This is a genomic window from Arthrobacter sp. Y3223151 (assembly GCF_059091125.1).
Genome location: NZ_JBNHGI010000010.1, coordinates 45,489 through 62,046, shown reverse-complemented (window position 1 = coordinate 62,046; position 16,558 = coordinate 45,489). Strand labels below are relative to the sequence as shown.

The 16,558-nt window shown below is 67.0% G+C and carries 12 protein-coding genes; 4 read left to right on the top strand and 8 right to left on the bottom strand.

Annotated elements, in window-relative coordinates; translation table 11 throughout:
• Window positions 1-286: 286 nt before the first annotated feature.
• Window positions 287-1,228 carry a sulfotransferase gene (locus AC5RUP_RS13565; RefSeq protein WP_494158651.1) on the top strand — a complete coding sequence of 314 codons (942 nt, stop codon included), beginning with the start codon at window positions 287-289 and terminating at the stop codon, window positions 1,226-1,228.
• Here the strand turns inward: AC5RUP_RS13565 and AC5RUP_RS13560 are convergent.
• The 6 genes from AC5RUP_RS13560 to AC5RUP_RS13535 form a co-directional block, all read right to left on the bottom strand.
• Window positions 1,203-2,138 (bottom strand): glycosyltransferase family 2 protein, encoded by a 936-nt coding sequence (locus AC5RUP_RS13560; protein WP_494158650.1) that lies wholly within the window; start codon window positions 2,136-2,138, stop codon window positions 1,203-1,205. The genes AC5RUP_RS13565 and AC5RUP_RS13560 overlap by 26 nt on opposite strands.
• Window positions 2,135-2,851, bottom strand: a complete 717-nt coding sequence (locus AC5RUP_RS13555) for a YveK family protein (protein WP_494154662.1) — start codon at window positions 2,849-2,851, stop codon at window positions 2,135-2,137. The genes AC5RUP_RS13560 and AC5RUP_RS13555 overlap by 4 nt, the downstream gene beginning before the upstream one ends.
• Before the next feature lie 125 nt (window positions 2,852-2,976).
• Window positions 2,977-3,828 carry a sulfotransferase family protein gene (locus tag AC5RUP_RS13550; protein ID WP_494154663.1) on the bottom strand — a complete coding sequence of 284 codons (852 nt, stop codon included), beginning with the start codon at window positions 3,826-3,828 and terminating at the stop codon, window positions 2,977-2,979.
• A 7-nt stretch (window positions 3,829-3,835) separates the two neighbouring features.
• A complete protein-coding gene (locus tag AC5RUP_RS13545) occupies window positions 3,836-5,074 on the bottom strand; it encodes a hypothetical protein (RefSeq protein ID WP_494158649.1) in 1,239 nt (412 codons plus the stop codon).
• Window positions 5,071-6,435, bottom strand: coding sequence for an O-antigen ligase family protein (locus AC5RUP_RS13540; RefSeq protein WP_494153752.1), 1,365 nt, complete (start codon window positions 6,433-6,435; stop codon window positions 5,071-5,073). Before AC5RUP_RS13540 ends, AC5RUP_RS13545 begins: the two co-directional genes overlap by 4 nt.
• A gap of 23 nt (window positions 6,436-6,458) precedes the next feature.
• Entirely contained in the window at window positions 6,459-7,199 is a 741-nt protein-coding gene (locus tag AC5RUP_RS13535) for a hypothetical protein (protein ID WP_494153751.1), read from the bottom strand.
• A gap of 375 nt (window positions 7,200-7,574) precedes the next feature.
• Here AC5RUP_RS13535 and AC5RUP_RS13530 point away from each other — a divergent pair, with 375 nt between their 5' ends.
• Entirely contained in the window at window positions 7,575-10,484 is a 2,910-nt protein-coding gene (locus tag AC5RUP_RS13530) for a PKD domain-containing protein (protein WP_494153750.1), read from the top strand.
• A gap of 52 nt (window positions 10,485-10,536) precedes the next feature.
• Here AC5RUP_RS13530 and AC5RUP_RS13525 read toward each other — a convergent pair whose 3' ends face one another.
• A complete protein-coding gene (locus AC5RUP_RS13525) occupies window positions 10,537-12,180 on the bottom strand; it encodes a RecQ family ATP-dependent DNA helicase (RefSeq protein ID WP_494153749.1) in 1,644 nt (547 codons plus the stop codon).
• Window positions 12,181-12,429: 249 nt separating this feature from the next.
• On the opposite strand from AC5RUP_RS13525, the gene AC5RUP_RS13520 reads away from it, so the two are divergent.
• Together AC5RUP_RS13520 and AC5RUP_RS13515 are read left to right on the top strand one after the other, a co-directional pair.
• Window positions 12,430-13,023, top strand: a complete 594-nt coding sequence (locus AC5RUP_RS13520; RefSeq protein WP_494153748.1) for an arsenate reductase/protein-tyrosine-phosphatase family protein — start codon at window positions 12,430-12,432, stop codon at window positions 13,021-13,023.
• 79 nt (window positions 13,024-13,102) lie between these two features.
• Window positions 13,103-14,617 carry a sugar transferase gene (locus tag AC5RUP_RS13515; RefSeq protein WP_494153747.1) on the top strand — a complete coding sequence of 505 codons (1,515 nt, stop codon included), beginning with the start codon at window positions 13,103-13,105 and terminating at the stop codon, window positions 14,615-14,617.
• A gap of 55 nt (window positions 14,618-14,672) precedes the next feature.
• Here the strand turns inward: AC5RUP_RS13515 and AC5RUP_RS13510 are convergent, their stop codons facing one another.
• Window positions 14,673-16,229: a tyrosine-protein kinase domain-containing protein gene (locus AC5RUP_RS13510; RefSeq protein ID WP_494153746.1), complete on the bottom strand. Its 1,557-nt coding sequence runs from the start codon at window positions 16,227-16,229 to the stop codon at window positions 14,673-14,675.
• Window positions 16,230-16,558: the final 329 nt, after the last annotated feature.

Below are 16,558 nucleotides of genomic sequence, written 5' to 3'. Positions count from 1 at the left end.
ATCAAGAGCTCCTTGGTTTTCCCGAAATCCTTGACAGGAATCCGTGCCCCGGTGAGTATGGGCAATCTGGGGGCGAACGGACGGTGCATTCCCGTGCCGCGGGGGAACGGCTTCCAGCCATGGGGGAGTCGTGATGGGGATCAACATGCCAAGCGGTCGACCGGCCGTTAGGCCGCGGACGGCTGACGCGGCAAAGCCGGGGGGCGCCGGAGCGCCCCGCACGGAGCCCGCTACGCGGGGGAAGCACGCCGGCGCGCTGCAACGGCGGCAACGTCCGGCGGTCCTGATGCTCGGCGGATTCGGCCGCAGCGGGTCCACCCTGCTGGAACGTTGCCTGGCGGAATGCCCGGATGCCGTCGGCGTGGGCGAAGTGCTCCACCTCTGGGAGCGGGGGCTGCGCGACGACGAACTCTGCGGCTGCGGCCTGCCGTTCAGCGAGTGCGGGTTCTGGCAGCAGGTAGGCGAGGCTGCCTACGGCGGCTGGACGCGGGTGGACTCCGGTCGGGCAATCCAGGACCGCTTCGCGGTCGTGCGGAACCGCTTCCTGCCGGAACTGGCCTCCGGGTTACAGTTGCCCGGACACAGGAAGCCCAGGGAACGCCTCCTGCATCGGCTCGACTCGCTGTACGGGGCGATTGCCCAGGTCAGCGGTGCCCGTCTCATCATCGACTCCAGCAAACATCCCGCCTATGCATACTTGCTTCGGGCCGCCAATATCCGGCTCCGGTGCGTGCTGGTGGTCCGTGACCCGCGCGGGGTGGCGTACTCATGGGCCAAGACCGTGAGGCGTCCCGAGAGCACCGGCGCGGATGCGCTCATGCCCCGGTACTCGACGGCGGCCGCGGTCACCCGCTGGACCCTTTACGGGGTCCTTTTCCACGCCCTCACGCTGCTGCGGGTTCCGGTCATGACGGTCCACTATGAGGATTTCATGGCCAAGCCTCGCGAAACAGTTCAGGATGTCCTCCGATTCGCCGGCGTAAATCCTGGCGCGGACATGGAGCGCATCACGCCGGGAGAGGTGCAGCTCGCTGCCCACCACACGGTGGCCGGCAACCCGATGCGCTTCCGCACCGGCGCGCTGCCGATCCGACTGGATGAGGCCTGGCGGCGGCAGATGCCGGTCCGGGACCGGCGGATCGCCGGTGTGCTCAGCGCCCCGCTGCGCGCCGCCTATGCCGCGGCGCGCACCAGCACGATCCTCAAATCCCGCGGCCGCGGGCGTTGAGTGCCCGGACCACCGCCGGCGCCTTGACCAGCTTCAGCACCAGCGCCAGCGCAAGGTAGGCCCGCGGTTCCAGCAGGCTGCCGGCCAATGAACCGGCCGCCGTGCGCAGGGCATCCCTGCGGTTCCCCTGCGCGGCCAGCGCGAAGGCCCTCTGCCCCTGCATCCATGCCCGGCCGCGGCGGTCTGCCACGATCGCCGGGTGTTTGGCCATCAGATACTCCAAGCCGTCCGCCATCGCGTCCCAGCGGCGGGAAAAATATGAACCGTCGGGGTGCCACAGGACGTCGGCTCCCACCTGCCCGAGCACCGCCACCTTGCCGTGCTGGGCGGCGCGCAGCAGCAGGTCGTAGTCCTCGCCGTAGCCATACGGCAGGTCCTCGTCCACCAGCCCGACTCTCTCGAGGAGGTGCTCGCGCAGCAGGAGATAGGTCGACGGATGTGCCCCGGTCAACCTGCTGCCGGTGAGCTGACCGGCCGTGATCTCCCGGACGTTTGGCATGCGGACCAACCGTTTGTCCCCGTAATGGACTTCGATGCCGGTTACACAGGCCGTGGCGGCCCGCTCGACCATGGTCTGAACCTGCTGCCTCAGTTTGTCCGGGCGCCAGGCGTCGTCGTCGTCGCAAAACGCCACCAACGGTGCGTCCGCGGCGAGCAGGCCGGTGTTGCGTGAGCCGGCCAAGCCTGGAGTGCGCCGGTTGGACATGACCCTGACGTGGCGACGGGGTTCGGTGCTGGCCAGGGCCGGGTCCTCAGCGCAACGGTCGTGGACCACGGTCACGCGGATGTCACCGGGATAATCCTGGGCGATGACGCTGCCGATCGCCTGGCGGAGCAGTTCCGGTCGGTTGTGCGTGGCGATGATGACGTCGACGGCTGCATCGACCCGCAGCCCGGTAGGTGTGTTCATGATGTCCTTCCCTCATGCGGCCGGGACCGCTGTTCGTGCCGGCGTTGGCTGCGTGCGGCCACGGCCGCGGCCAGGGCCAGACCGGCCGCCAGGCTGGACCCGATCGCGGTGGAAAGCCCCAGGCGCTTGCTGCGGTCGGGCAACAGGGCCGGCCGGGAGATATAGCCGGGTTCCGGGTCGTGGACGCTCAGGGCAGTCAGTTCTGCCTCAAGTTGCGCGTGTTGGCGGCTGAGCGTGTTGCCCCGGACAGCGACGTTCGAAGCGGCCGTGATCGACCGGTCCCGCATGCTGCGTTCGATGACCCGCTTCTGGGCGGCGATTGTTTCCGCCCGGTCCCGAGTGGTCGCCGCGAGCGATTCGCTGCGCACCTCAAGAAAGTTTTCGGACAGTGCGGCAACCGCACGGTACGCAGTCCGCGCCTCGGGCGCCGAGACGTAGAGCTGGAGGATCCGCGAGTTGACCACGGGCGACACCGTGACGTCATCCAGCAGCGCGGCAGCACCTCCCGGGTAGTCCAGGCTGCGGGCAGTCCGCCCCAAGACCCGATCGGAGAGCAGTAACTGTACGGCCGAGTCGATGGAAACATCCACCACGAGGGCATCGCTGAGGGCCAGGTCCGAGACCGCCACGACCACGACGTCGGTGCGGGCGGTGTATTCGGGTTCCTTGGCCAGATGGAGTCCCAACCCGGCCGCCAGCGTGGCGGCAAGCACGGCGCTGCCGGCCCTCCAGTTGGCGCGTATCAGGCCGCGGTATTTTGATCCATGTCCACCGTCCGGCTGCCGGCCCGGTGCCTGCCGATGCGGGGGTCTGCCCTGAAGCTTCATCTCGGCCACTGCTATCTGCGCCAGCTGGGAGTGAAGCCCAGCAGCCGGGCGAGCCGTTCGTCGTCGTCGGCGAAATCGTCGCGGAGTCGGCGGCGCAACCGCTCCGGCATCGGCTGGCTGGGACGGGAATTGGAACGCACAGTCGTGGGCGGGCGCCCCTCGGGCAGCCCCAGATGCTCCAGCAACCGGCCCCACTGCGGCAGCCCCGGCTGGAAAAAGTCGTCGGCGTCCAGCACCAGTACGTGCTCCCGCCCGACGGCGTCGAACATGCGTTCCAGCTGTGCCGCATACCGGCCGCGGGCGCGGTAGGCGTGGTGCTGGTGCGCGAACGACTGATAGCCCGGGTCGGCGACGATCCGTTCTTCTTCACCGGCCAGGCGCCCCGGTTCGGCTGCCAGCGCTTCGGCGAAACCGAGGGCCTCGAATCCCCGGCCGTACTCTTGCTTGTAGGCGGAGAACGCCCGCTCGGCCGGGTCGCGGAGCAGTACGATAATTTTCACCGGTCCAAGCACCTGCGCGATCCGCCCGGGCGCCAAGGGGTGGAACAGGTAGTACGGGCTGGCTTCGCCGGTGATCTCCCGCCCGCGCCCGCGGCGCAGGGGAAAATGCCCGGCGTAGAACCGCGTCCCGCGCCGGAACCGGTCCGCCGTGTCGAAGAAGTGAATGCCCTTGTTCAACAGCGGCGGACGCACCTGGGGGTGCTGGGCCACCATGCGGAACAGGCTGGTGGTGGCGCAACGTTGGGCGCCGGCGATCAAGAATGATGGACGCATCCGGAAATCGGCGCTGAGCTGGCCCACCGACGTGGCCGCCGTGCGGGCCGCAGCGCGGGCGGGACTGCTTAGCCGTTCGGTCAAGGTCATCGATCTCTCATTTCTTGCCGAAGGTGATGAGGGCGGGATGCTCCAGCCGGTCTGCCAGCACCCGCTGATGCCAGCGCGCCAAGGGGCGGACTGCGGACCCGTCCCCGGTCAGGCTGTCGAGGGTGAACCGGGCGGTCATCGTCAGCAGGTAGCCCAGTACCAGCGCGTCCAGTACCGCCGGGTCGCGGGCGGCGTCCCGTCCCGCGCTGCGGCAGATTGCTTGGGCCAGCACCGGGCGGCAGCCGGAACCCAAAGATCGGCGTGCGGCGGCCAGATCGTCCACCGCCCGCAAGGCCGGGTGGGCCAGGTAATGGACCACGTCGCTGCCCAACGGGACGTCCCGGGCGTACCGTTCCCAGTCCCAGACCAGGGGTGGCCCGGCGGTGGCAGCCAGGTTCCAGGCGCCGAAGTCGCCGTGCCACGCGCCAAAGGGAACGTCCAAGCCGGCGAAGCGCTCGCCGTAGGCCTCGGCCAGCTCCGGCAGCACGCTCTCGCCCGTGCCGTGCAGCGTCGTCAGTTGCCGCCGCAGCTGGGTGAACCAGGACCCCGACTCCACGGCGCCGGAGCGGATGGTGCCGGTCGCGGCGATCGCCGCCGCCGCCTCCAGCGGGACCCCGTTCTGCACGCGGCGCCTGTCGGGGCGCAGCGCGGTCATCAGCAGGACGGCGTTGCCGCGCCAATTGCCGTGGTGAATCACCTCCGGTACAGCAAAGGCAGTCGGCCGATGACGGGCCAGGGCCAGCAGCGTGCTGTGCTCATGGTCCACCAGCGCGTTCGTCAAGTCGTTAAGCCCCACCTTGGCGAACCCGATTTCCCGCCCCTCTGCCGTGTGGACGTTCAGGACCGGCTTCCGGTTCGCCCTCGCCGAGCCTACGGAGAGGGACAGCATCACCGGGGCGCCCACGACGTCGGCCAAGTAGTCGCTGATGGAGCCGGACCCGGGAGTGACGTTCAGCCCGTGCGGCATCAGCGCCCCGCCCACCGGCGACGCCAGCAGCTTGGCGAGCAGCCACCGCTGGGCCGAACGGCCGAACGAGTCGTTGGCGCTGGGCCGGTCGACGGCATCTGCCGCCGCCGCCCCGCAGCGGGCCGGGACCAGCAGGCGCGGCCGTCGCGGTCCGGGCACCAGGCGGAAGGCATGCCGTCCGGGGCCGGCGGGGCCGGCGCTGACGCGTGAATCCGGGAACAGTCGCTCCACGGTGGCCATCAGGTCCTCTAGGGGCGGGCTGTTGCTGATCGTCTTCATGAGACCGGCTCCTTCAATCGCTGCTTCCGGTGGCTCGCCCCGGGGTGGGGCGGATGCTGCTCCAGTTCCCGCCGCCACAGCAAGCCGACGCCTATCATCAGCGTCATCAGCGGGGCGGCGATGGTGTCGTAGAACGGCAGCACGCAGAAGAAAAAGAGGAAGACGTAGAGCATGGCGGCCGACTCCCGGTCCCGCGTCCGCAGCGCCGGCAGATACCTCCGGACAACGAACCACAGGAAGAAGAGCGTACCGAGTACGCCGGTGCAGAAGATGAGGTACCAGAGTGCGCCCTGGGTGCCCAGCTGGGGCGGTGAGCATTGGCTGCAATCGGCGGTAGCGCCGGCTGCGATGGAGTAGAAGTTGTTTTGTTGGGTCCGCGGGGCGCCGAAACCGATGACGGGGGAATCTTCCAGCATCGTGGAAATACTTCGCCTGGCCAGATTGAACCTGCCCTGGTTGCTGTGCGGATTTTCCAGCCGCGCCTGCACCAGGTAGCCCAAAGGAGTCAGCAGTACCGTCATCAAAGCGGTGACGAAAGCGGCGGCCATGGCTATGAGAACCAGCACTTTGCCGCGCAGGGCCATCCTAATGCCGGCCGCCAGGGCCAGGACGGCAAGACCTAGCCACAGTGCGCGGTTGAGCGAGAAAATAACCGGCGGCACCGAAGCCACCAATACCGCGGCCCAGAGCGCGCGTTGCCACCAGTTCCGCACATAGGCGTAGGAGAGCATAAAGAACGGCAGGAACATGCCGAAGTTTGCGCCCCAGGAATTCGCATACTCGAACGGCGCCTTCGGCCGCGGGTTATCGAATCCCAGAATGCCCTGCACTTGGGCCAGGCCGGGGTGGATCAAGCCGTTCAGGAATGCGTTCGAGGCAAGCTGGGCCGGCAGGGCCGCCTCCAGCAGGGACGGGAAGTCCAGCCGCGACAGGAACTGTCCGGCGTATCCGCCGGCAACCGTGATGACGAACATCCACGCCATCAGCAGCACGATCCGCCTGCGCGGAAGTTCCCGCTCGGAGGTGTTGCCAATGTACAGCATGACGATGGTCACCGCCACGAACCACGCCATCCGGTAGGCCCACGGCAGGAGGCGCTCGGGTCCTTCTTCGGGCAGCAGCCCCGGGACGGGAATCCAGAGCACGACGGCGCCGATGGCGGCTACCGCCAGGAACAACCACCAGATCCCGAAACCGTGCGGGAGCAGCACCGCACGCCTGCGCAGCAGGTGGTAGCCCAGGGGTGCCGCCATCAGCAGGAACCCCAGCACCCCGAACCCCAGGAGCCACCACACCGGAAACCCGGCAAAGAACACCACGAAGGGCCACGCATGCAGCGCCACCCGGTTTGCCCCCAACATCACGCTGCCCCCTGTGCCGTTACTTACCAGGACCATTCCCAGCCGTAGGCGCCCTCGAAGCCGCCCATCCGGAACGACGCCGAGCCATTGCCCTTTGGCACATCCAGGATGATCAGCCCCTCGGCGTCGCCGCCGGGATTCACCGGATTGGGAAGCAGTTCGGCCTCGGGCACACAGCCCGCGCTGTTGCCGACTGGATCCACTACCTGTTCGCCCTCGCCGTCCCAGGCGCGAAAGTCGTGCACGGACATGGCGAAATAGGGCCAGCCGGATTCCGGCAGCTCGGGGTGGGCCTTCACCGAGAAATTAATGGCGACGAATTGCCCGTTGATGCTCGGCAGCGCGGAGTCCGCCGTGCAGGTGAAATCGGCCTGGATCTCGCTGGCCTCCATTTCGGCAAACTTCTTTCCGGTCGGTTCGCCGAGCACTCCCGCCTCGCCGACCTCGGCGGGCAGGTTGCCGTGTTGGTTGAGGTCGAGTTCCGCCAGTGGATCCTTCTGGCTGGCCGCGCCAGGCTTGTCCTTCTTGACGGCCGCGTCAGGAGCTTTCTTCTTGGCGCCATCCGACGTGGCCGAGGGTGACGGAGTCGCCGTGGCCCCCTTTTCGTTGCCGACGCCGGACCGGGTTCCTTTGGCCGGAGCCCCGCTTGTCCTCCCGTCCGCCGAGGGCGGGTTGCCGGCCGCGGGATCCGCGCCATTGCTGCAGGCGGACATGGCCAGGATGAGGCCGAGCGCGGCACAGCCATGGGCAATCGTTCGTTTCATTCTTCCCCCCAAGAACCTCAACAACGAGGCTGCCGCCCCCGAGCCAACGCGCCGGGAACGAAAGTTGACCCGATCGTATGGCCATTGGCCGTGCAGAAAAAGGTTTCAAATACCCGGTCTGTCCCAACACCGTTACCGGGGTGGGAAAGAGCGGGTATTCGCCCCGTAGCGGTCCGGAGGAATGCGAGTAGGGCGAAAGAAGAACTGGTAGCGGCAAACGGCTGCCGAGTGTTTCCGGGTTCTGCGATCACCGGCAGTATTGGTGCAGCCTAGGGTCTTTTCTTTGATCTCGGGATGTGTTTATCCGGGATGCCGAATGAGGGGACCGCAGCTATTCCGCTGCGCAAGCGGAACCGGGGGAGAACAGGAATAACAATGCGAAGACTCTTATCCATCTTTTTGGGGCTATTGCTGGTCGCCGGCATGGGTTTGGCGACGCCCGGCGCGGCAGTGGCCGCCGACGTCAGCCACAACCAGGTCGTGCGGGCAAATCCCGTCAACTACACGCCGCACGTGCTCGACGGCATCGTGTTCTCCATCGCGGAAGCGGGGGACATGATCATTCTTGGCGGATCGTTCACGCGGGTGCAGGCGAGCACGGGGGGCCCCGAACTGGTCCGCAACCGCATCGTTGCGTTCAACAAGAACACCGGCGCGATCAGTAATTCGTTCGCACCGAACTTCAACAGCACGGTCCGCAGCGTGGTGGCGTCCGCGGACGGACAGTCCGTGTATGTCGGCGGGCAGTTCGGAACCCTAAACGGTGCCAGCGTGCAGAAGGTCACCAGGCTCTCGGTGAGCAACGGCGCCCGGATCACCGCCTTCAATCCGGGGCAGATCAACTCGGTCGTGCATGACATGAAGCTGGTGGGCAACCGGCTGTTCATCGGGGGTGAATTCGACACCATCGGCGGGCAGCAACGCAGCAAGCTCGCCGAGCTGGATGCCTCGTCCGGCGGGCTGCGGCCCACCGTGAACTTCCAGTTCGTCGGCGGCGCGACCGGCACCGGCGACGCCGGGATCAACGTCTTCGTCCACAAGTTCGACACCACCCCGGACGGGAACACCATGTTCATCACCGGGCACTTCGCCACGGTCAACGGCGCGGATCGAAACCAGATCGCGAAAATCAATCTCGCTGGCACCACGGCTTCCGTGGACCAAAACTGGCACACCGACCGCTACGATGCCCGCTGCAACTTCCAGCGGGCGTACTACGTGAACGATCTGGACTTTGCCCCGGACGGGTCAAACCTGGCCGTCTCGACGTTTGGCGGCTATGGCTCCGGCCCGCCCAGCCTCTGCGACAGCATCGCGCGCTGGGACACCGCCGCCTCCGGCCAGCAGCTCGACCCGACCTGGGTCAACTGGGTCGGCGGCGACAGCATCTATGCCCTGGAGCACGTCGGCGCGCACATCTACTTCGGCGGCCACAACCGCTGGACGAACAACCCGTTCGTGGGTGACGCGGTGGGGCCCGGCGCTGAAGTCCGCGAAGGCATTGGCGTGATCAGTTCTGCCAACGGCATGGCGCTGGCGTGGAACCCCGGACGGGACCGCGGCCGTGGAGTCTTCGACCTGCTGGCCACGGCGACCGGCCTCTGGGTCGGATCCGACACCGATCGCATCGCCAACTCCCAGTACCGGGCCAGAATCGCGCATTTCCCGCTGGCAGGCGGCTATGCGGCGGCTACGGCAAGCGCACCGAGGCTGCCCGTGGATGTCCTGAAGTCGGGAACCGGCGCGGTCCAGCAGGTCTACTTCGACGGCCGCAGGGCCACTCCGGTTACCGGGACGCCCTCCGGCAACGTGGACTGGGCCAATGTCCGCGGCGGTTTCGTGGCCGGCGGTTCCCTGTACCTGGCCATGGCCAACGGGACCATGGAAAAGCGGTCCTTCAACGGAACCCAGATCGGCGCGGCCGAGCAGGTCAACCTGCGGAACCTGAACAGGACCGATCTGGCGACGTTCGGCCGGCAGACCTCCAGCTACAAACTGGCCAATCTGGGCCAGGAGCTGCAGGGCATGACCGGCCTGTTCTACTCCAACGGACGGATGTACTACACGGTCCAGGGCCAGCCCAACCTGTACATGCGGTATTTCGAACTGGACACCGGCACCATCGGCGCCCAGCAGCACGTCATCACCGGCGCAGCCGCCGGCGTGGACTGGCGCAACGTGAGCGGCATGTTCCTGGCCGGAAACACCCTGTACTGGGCCTCCGCCAACGGCAACCTGAATGCCGTGAACTGGACCGAACCCGCCGGCCGTGATGGCCGGGTGTCCGGCACCACCGCGGCGGTCAGCGGCCCGGGCCTGGACGGCGCCAACTGGGCCGCCCGGTCACTTATCGCACGAACCAGCACGTCGGCTCCGCCGCAGAACCAGGCGCCGGTGGCGTGGTTCACGGCGGAGTGCAGCGGGTTGAGCTGCGTCTTCGACGGGTCGGGGTCATCCGATCCTGACGGTACGATCGCAGCTCATGCGTGGCGGGTCGCGGGCGGACCTTCGGCTACGGGCGAGGTGTTCTCGCACACCTTCACCGCTGCGGGCAGTTACGGGGTGACGCTGACGGTGACGGACGCCACCGGTGCAACCGCCTCGGTGACCCGGACGGTGACCGTATCGGGTTCCTCGCAGCCGCCTCCGTCTGCCAGGGTTGCGTTCGTGGGTTCGGTGGCCAGCTCCAATACCGGCTCGGCGATGAACCACAGCGTCCAGATGCCGGCGCAGGTAGCAGCCGGCGACGTGCTGGTCGCGGCCTTCTCGGCGAACTCGGCCACGGTCGGGCTGACGCCGCCGGCGGGGTGGACCCTGGCTGCGGAGGTAGGGACGACGTCCATGCGCTCGGTGTTGTACTCGAAGGTTGCCACGGCGCAGGATGCCGGGGCGACGGTCACGGTGCGCACCGCCGACTGGGCTCGTGGTTCGCTGGCGGTCTCGGCCTACCGCGGGGCGCAGGTCAGTGCCGCGTCCTTCGGGTTCGAGCGGGAAACCGTGAGCCGGGCAACCCACACCACTCCGGTGATGACTGCCGCGGCCGGTGACTGGGTGCTGTCGTACTGGGCGGATAAGACCGCTTCGACGACGTCCTGGACGGCACCTGCCGGTGTGACGGTCCGCCAGACCGGCGCCGGGACGGGCGCCGGACACCTGAGCTGGCTGGTCGCCGACAGCAACGGGCCGGTGTCCGGTACGAGGGCCGGTGGCCTGACCGCTACCGCTGACAGCGCCACCGCCAACGCCGTCATGGGGACCATCGTCATCCGCCCGGCGACGCCGTAGCAACAACCGGCAGCAAACAGGCCCCGCCGGCTCACCAGCCGGCGGGGCCTGTTTAGGTCAACAGGCCGTCGTCCGCCTCGATGGCCGAAAGGGCGATGTCCTTGTACCCAACCGATTCGAACAGGATCGTAATCCGGTCGGGCTGCGTGCCCATGACGATGCCCGGCCCCCACTCGCGGTGCTTCACCGGGCGCTGGATCTCATAACCAGCCGGCATCGACGCCTCCCGGGCTTCGGCCTCGGCCTCGGACCCGGCCTCGCAGTTGTCGCAATTGCCGCAGTAGCCGTCCGTCTCCTCGCCGAAGTAGTTCAGCAGCCAGTCCCGCCGGCAGCGGTCCGTCTCGGCATAGCCGCGGGCCATCTCGATTCGGGACTCGTCGATGCGGTGCCGCGTATCGGCTTCCGCCACTGCCTTTTCCGCCGCCGACGCCGGGTCTTCGCCGCCGACCGCGCGGTAGCCCTTGCGGTTCACGGTGACGCTGCCGCTGTGCTCCAGGAAGTTGAGCAGGCGGGACTGTTTCCGCTGCGACAGGCCGGTGTGTTCCCGCAGCGCAGCGGGCCGGAGCGGACCGTGTTCCCGGACGGCGCTGAAGACAGCCGCGAGCTCGTCCGGGTCCGGGGTGCCGCCGGCGAAGAAACGCTGCAGGCCCAGGTCCTCGGAGCGGTAATGCAGAATCGCCCGCGCGGGCTCACCGTCCCGTCCGGCGCGGCCGATCTCCTGGTAGTAACTGTCCAGCGAATCCGGGATGTCCGCGTGGACCACGAACCGCACGTCCGGCTTGTCGATCCCCATGCCGAAGGCGGAGGTGGCCACGACCACGTCCACCCCGTTCTCCTGGAAACGCTCGTGGATCGCCTCCCGGTCCGAGGCCTTACGGCCTGCGTGGTAGGCGTCCGTCCGCAGACCGCGCCCGGCCAGCTCGGCGGCGTACCACTCGGTGTCCCTGCGGGTGGACGTGTACAGCAGGCCCGGCCCGCCGAGTTCGGCCACCTGGTCCACCACGGCCCGCCGCTTGCCGCCGTCCTCGTGATGCCGCAGGACCTGAAGGTTCAGGTTCGGCCGGTCGAAACCCTGCAGACTGATGAACGGGTCGCGCATGCCCAGCCGGTCGACGATCTCGGCCCTCGTATGCGGTGACGCGGTGGCCGTCAGGGCGATGACCGGCGGGTGTCCCAGCCGCTTCACCACCGAGGTCAGCATCAGGTAGTCGGGCCGGAAATCGTGTCCCCAGGACGAGATGCAGTGGGCCTCGTCCACCACCAACAGCGAGATGTCCTGTTCGGCCAACCGCCGCAGGGTCTCTTCGCGGGCCAGTTGTTCGGGCGCCAGGAACAGGAACTTCGCCTCGCCGCCGGCCACCGCCTCCCACGCCGCCCGTTCCGCGGAGGACCTCACGTGCGAATTCACCGCGAAGGCCCGCTGCGCGCCCAGATCGCCGTTGATGGCGTCCACCTGGTCGTGCTGCAGCGCAATCAGCGGAGAAATCACGACGGCGGTGCCCGGCAACGCCACGGCAGGAACCTGATAGATGGCGGACTTCCCGTGACCCGAGGGCATCACGGCCAGGACGTCCAAACCGCGGGCGGCCGCCGCCATGGCGTCCAACTGCCCCTCGCGGAGCACGTCCCAGCCGAAGGATTCTTCGGCCACCCTGCGCAATTCGTCGTGGTCGGGCGTCTGGGAATGTTCGGGCATCAGGCTCCTCGGGACTCGGGCCGGCTGGTGGCCCGGCGTCTTTCCTTTGTACAGAGAGAGGGGTGCGGCTGCCAAGAGCACAAGCGGAGCAGGCGAGGGGACGCGCGGTGCCGTGACCCGTTGCGAGAACGGAAGTTTTCGGTCAAATATGACGCAGGAATGGCTCAAGATTCACCTAAAAATTGTCGTCGCCGCCCAGAGGAGCGTTGCTTGGGCTTTGGCTCAGCCGTACCGGGTTAGAGTTCGAAGATGATCCGGATTCTGACTGTCTGCACCGGCAACGTCTGCCGGTCGCCTCTGGCGGAGCGCTTGCTTCAAACCAAACTCGACGCCGTCCGGCCCGGGATGTTTGAGGTCAGCAGTGCCGGCATTCAGGCGCTGGCGGGAGCTCCGATGGACGCCCGCGCCGCCGGGCTGCTGCACGTTTTCGGCGGCACCTCCCACGGTTTCGTTGCCCGTCACCTGACGGAGCGTCACCTGGCGGATCCGGCGCTGGTGCTCGCCATGTCCACGGAACATCGTGACCGAGTGCTCAAACTGGCTCCCCGCCTCCTGAAGCGCACCTTCACTCTTCGGGAGCTGGCACGTATGCTCGATGCTGTCGAGGCGGATCCCGGCTTGGAGATTCCGGGCGGCAGCAGCGCCGAGGACGTAGAGGCGCGCTGGAAACGGCTGCCACACCTCGCAGCGCTGAAGCGTTTTGAGACCCGGGCCGGGGATCCCAGCGACGACGACATCGTGGATCCCTACCGCCGCGAAGACAGTGTCTACCAGCAGATGGGCCGCGAACTCGTTCCGGCCGTCGACCGGCTGGTCGCAGTGGAGCAGTCAGTACTTTCCTAGTGGGCCAGACGGAAGGATCCGTCTGCATAATACGAATTTTTGCGGGACAGTTACTAAAACACATGAAAGGCAACGGGGGATGGCAATAGGCTCGCGCATCAAGGAGTTAATCGATCCACCTGACGTGCAACCGGAAGACCGGGCCGAACCTGCCGAGGGCTCACTGCACTTGCGGTCATGGGGTCGGATCGTTCAGCGCCGCCTGATTGTCACGGACATGCTGGTGGTCGCCGGGGCCTTGCTCGCCGCCCAGATCATCCGCTTTGGAGTCACCGACGCCGACCTGAATTTCAGCGGCGTGGCCGGCGCTTACTGGATTGTTTCGTGTGTACTGGGCGCGTTGTGGATTTCTGCGCTGGCCATGACGCGAAGCCGGGCGCTTCCCGCTCTGGGGATCGGCAACGACGAGTATCGCCGCGTCATCAGCGCCACCATCGGGACCTTCGGGGTGTTTGCCATCGGTACCATGTTGGTCGATTTCCCCATCGCACGGGGATATCTGGCCATCGCCCTGCCCTTGGGTCTGGTCCTGCTGTTGCTGACCCGTCGTCTGTGGCGGCAGGAATTGCTCCGGCAACGCGCACGGGGCGAATACATGGAGCGGACGCTCATAGTCGGCGAGATGGCGGACGTCCGGTATGTGGCGCGGAAAGTTCTTAAGACCCCGGAGTCCGGCTATCTCTTGGCCGGTGCAGCGGTGAGGTCTGCCGTCGAGCGGGCGGTCGACCTGCCGGAGGGCATGGCCGTTCCCATCGTGGGCGGACCGGAGGACGTGGTCGCTCTCGTCAAGGAGCAGGGTTTTGACACGGTGATCGTGGCCGGCGCCCCGGTCGAAAGCCAGCGGTACGTCAAGGAGCTCAGCTGGCAGCTCGAGGGCACGCAAGCATCACTGGTCGTGGCCAGCAAGCTGGTGGACGTGGCGGGTCCCCGGATTCACTGGCGGCCGGTGGAAGGCCTGCCGCTGATGAGCGTCGAGCTGCCCCACTATGAAGGGTCGAAGTTCGCCTGGAAGCGCCTGTTGGACGTGGTGGTCAGCGCACTCGCACTGGTGTTCCTGTCACCGCTGATCCTGCTCATCGCGCTGGCCGTCCGGATCGACAGCAGCGGACCGGTCTTCTTCCACCAGGAGCGTGTCGGCGTCCGGGGCAGCCGGTTCCTGATGCATAAGTTCCGCTCCATGGTTCCAGACGCCGAAGAACGCCTGTACGAGCTCTCGGCCCGGAACGAGCACGACGGCGTGCTGTTCAAAATGAAGAGCGACCCCCGCATCACCAGGGTCGGGGCCTTAATTCGCCGCTATTCACTCGACGAGCTGCCCCAGCTGTGGAACGTGCTCGTCGGCGACATGTCCTTGGTCGGCCCCCGCCCGCCCCTGCCCCGCGAGGTGGAAGGCTACGAGCAGTACACGCACCGCAGGCTCCTCGTGCGGCCCGGCCTGACCGGTCTGTGGCAGGTCAGCGGCAGGTCCGATCTCTCGTGGGAAGACAGCATCAGGCTGGATCTTTACTACGTGGAAAACTGGTCCTTTGCAGGGGACCTGACCATCATGATGAAAACAGTCAAGGCCGTCATCGGCAAGGATGGCGCCTACTAGCCTGGATACGAGGAAGCCCCTCGCACCGTTTGGGTGCGAGGGGCTTCCTCGTCCATCAGCGCAGTCGCGAGGGCGACCGCTCGTCGCCGCTGAGCACGGCTTGGAAATCGTCCGCCGCGCGGGCATGCCGGACCGGGCCGGTCTTCGCCCTGGAGCCGCGGCGCTTGCTGGGCCGGCGTTCCGTGGCGGCCTCTTCTTGCTGGTAGTACTGGCCGTAGTAGCCGTACTGGGCCGCATCTGCGCCCTGGGTGGGCACGCGGTTCAGGATGACGCCGAGTAGGTTGGCGTCCACGCGGCGCAGGTTTCCCAGCGCCTTACCTACTTCGTCCTCGGTGGTCTTGCCGGCGCTGATGACCACCAGTGAGCCATCGGCAATCTTGGACAGGACGGCGGCGTCGGTGACCGGAAGCAGCGGCGGCGCGTCAATCAGCACGATGGCGTGTTCGGCGAGGCGCTGGAGCATGTCGCTCATCGCCTGGGAACCCAGCAACTCGCTGGGATTCGGCGGCACACGTCCCGAGCCAAGGACCGCGAGGGTGGGCGCCGGCCCCCACAGCTGGAGCACGTCTTCAAGTTCCGCGCTGCCGCTGAGCACATCGGTCACCCCGGCACCCGGAACCAGTCCGAACATGTCCACGACGACCGGCCGCCGGAGGTCGCCGTCCACCACCACTACCCGGTGGCCGGAGGCGGCAATCGTGACCGCCAGGTTGGCGGTGACGCTGGACTTGCCTTCGGCAGGCACCGAGCTGGTCACGACCATGATCCGCGGGGGATTATCCACGTCCACGAAGGTGAGATTGGTGCGCAGTTCGCGCAGTGCCTCGGACATGGCGTGTGCTGCCCTGTCCCCGTTGGATTCCAGGGAGCCGGTTTCCACCACCTTTCGGGAAGCCGCCAGCCGCTTGTCCTCGGGAAGCGTGCCGATCACGGAGACGCCGAATACGCGCTCCAACCGTTCCGCAGAGCGGATGCGCCGGTCCAGATGGTTGCGGATCAACGCGTACGCCAAACCGAGCATCAGTCCCAGGACTGCTCCGATTGCCAGCGTCAGGGGAACGTTGGGGGAAGCGGGGGAGGAAGGCAGACCGGCTTCGGCCAGCGGCGTGACCCGGACGCCGGCCTCGGCACCGGCATCTCCGCCCGTCTCGATGTCCTCCACCTGCTCCGCCAGCGCGGCGACCCAGGCATCGGCCAGTTCCCGGGCTTCGACGGCGCTCGGCGCGGCCGCCGTGATCCGCAGCTCTGCGGTATCAAGCGGGGTCTCCACGGTGATTTCCGCGATCAGATCCTCCGCGCTGACAGTCAGCCCGAGTCCGTCGATGACGTTTTCCGCGACCGGCCTGGATTCGGCCACACTGGCATAGCTCTTGGCCTTGGACTTGGCCAGATTGTCCGCGGCCAGCGCATCAATGTCTGCGTCCGCAGCAACAATGACCATGCCGGTGGACTGTGCCTCGTAGTTTGGCTTCTGCAGCAGGGTCCAGCCGAACGCCATCAGTGTGACCAGCATGGTGATGACAGCTATTCCGCGCCAGTGCGTATGGAGGACGTGCAGGTAATCTCGGAGTTCCAGGCCTTGAGGCTGTTCCTCGGTGTAGTTGTGTTCCACGACCCTGGTGCGGTCCTTCCCCTAGCGAACATGCCTCAAACCCTGCAAGTCTAGCCGAGAGAATGGCCGATTACGGCGACAAAAGCGCCTCCTGGTGAATCGTTGCGTCAGAATGCATGGAGGGGAGGAGCGGAACCGGCAACAGGGGAGAGAAAAGGATCGCAGAACAGGCGGCAGGGGAGAGGAGAGGAGCGCGGGGAAACGGCCCAAATGCCGCAGGTAAGGCAGGGCTCAGGTGACCCCGCACCCGCTGAAGTGGGATGATTAGCGCAGACTTGTCTTGCGTATTGTCGGCCAATAGCAGGACAAACCGGTTCCAGCCATCGATC

What these genes read in the sequence shown, in the direction of transcription:
- AC5RUP_RS13565 (WP_494158651.1), top strand. Translation starts at nt 287, where the DNA reads ATGCTCGGCGGATTCGGCCGCAGCGGGTCCACCCTGCTGGAACGTTGC.
- AC5RUP_RS13560 (WP_494158650.1), bottom strand. Translation starts at nt 2,138, where the DNA reads ATGAACACACCTACCGGGCTGCGGGTCGATGCAGCCGTCGACGTCATC.
- AC5RUP_RS13550 (WP_494154663.1), bottom strand. Translation starts at nt 3,828, where the DNA reads ATGACCTTGACCGAACGGCTAAGCAGTCCCGCCCGCGCTGCGGCCCGC.
- AC5RUP_RS13545 (WP_494158649.1), bottom strand. Translation starts at nt 5,074, where the DNA reads ATGAAGACGATCAGCAACAGCCCGCCCCTAGAGGACCTGATGGCCACC.
- AC5RUP_RS13540 (WP_494153752.1), bottom strand. Translation starts at nt 6,435, where the DNA reads ATGTTGGGGGCAAACCGGGTGGCGCTGCATGCGTGGCCCTTCGTGGTG.
- AC5RUP_RS13535 (WP_494153751.1), bottom strand. Translation starts at nt 7,199, where the DNA reads ATGAAACGAACGATTGCCCATGGCTGTGCCGCGCTCGGCCTCATCCTG.
- AC5RUP_RS13530 (WP_494153750.1), top strand. Translation starts at nt 7,575, where the DNA reads ATGCGAAGACTCTTATCCATCTTTTTGGGGCTATTGCTGGTCGCCGGC.
- AC5RUP_RS13525 (WP_494153749.1), bottom strand. Translation starts at nt 12,180, where the DNA reads ATGCCCGAACATTCCCAGACGCCCGACCACGACGAATTGCGCAGGGTG.
- AC5RUP_RS13520 (WP_494153748.1), top strand. Translation starts at nt 12,430, where the DNA reads ATGATCCGGATTCTGACTGTCTGCACCGGCAACGTCTGCCGGTCGCCT.
- AC5RUP_RS13515 (WP_494153747.1), top strand. Translation starts at nt 13,103, where the DNA reads ATGGCAATAGGCTCGCGCATCAAGGAGTTAATCGATCCACCTGACGTG.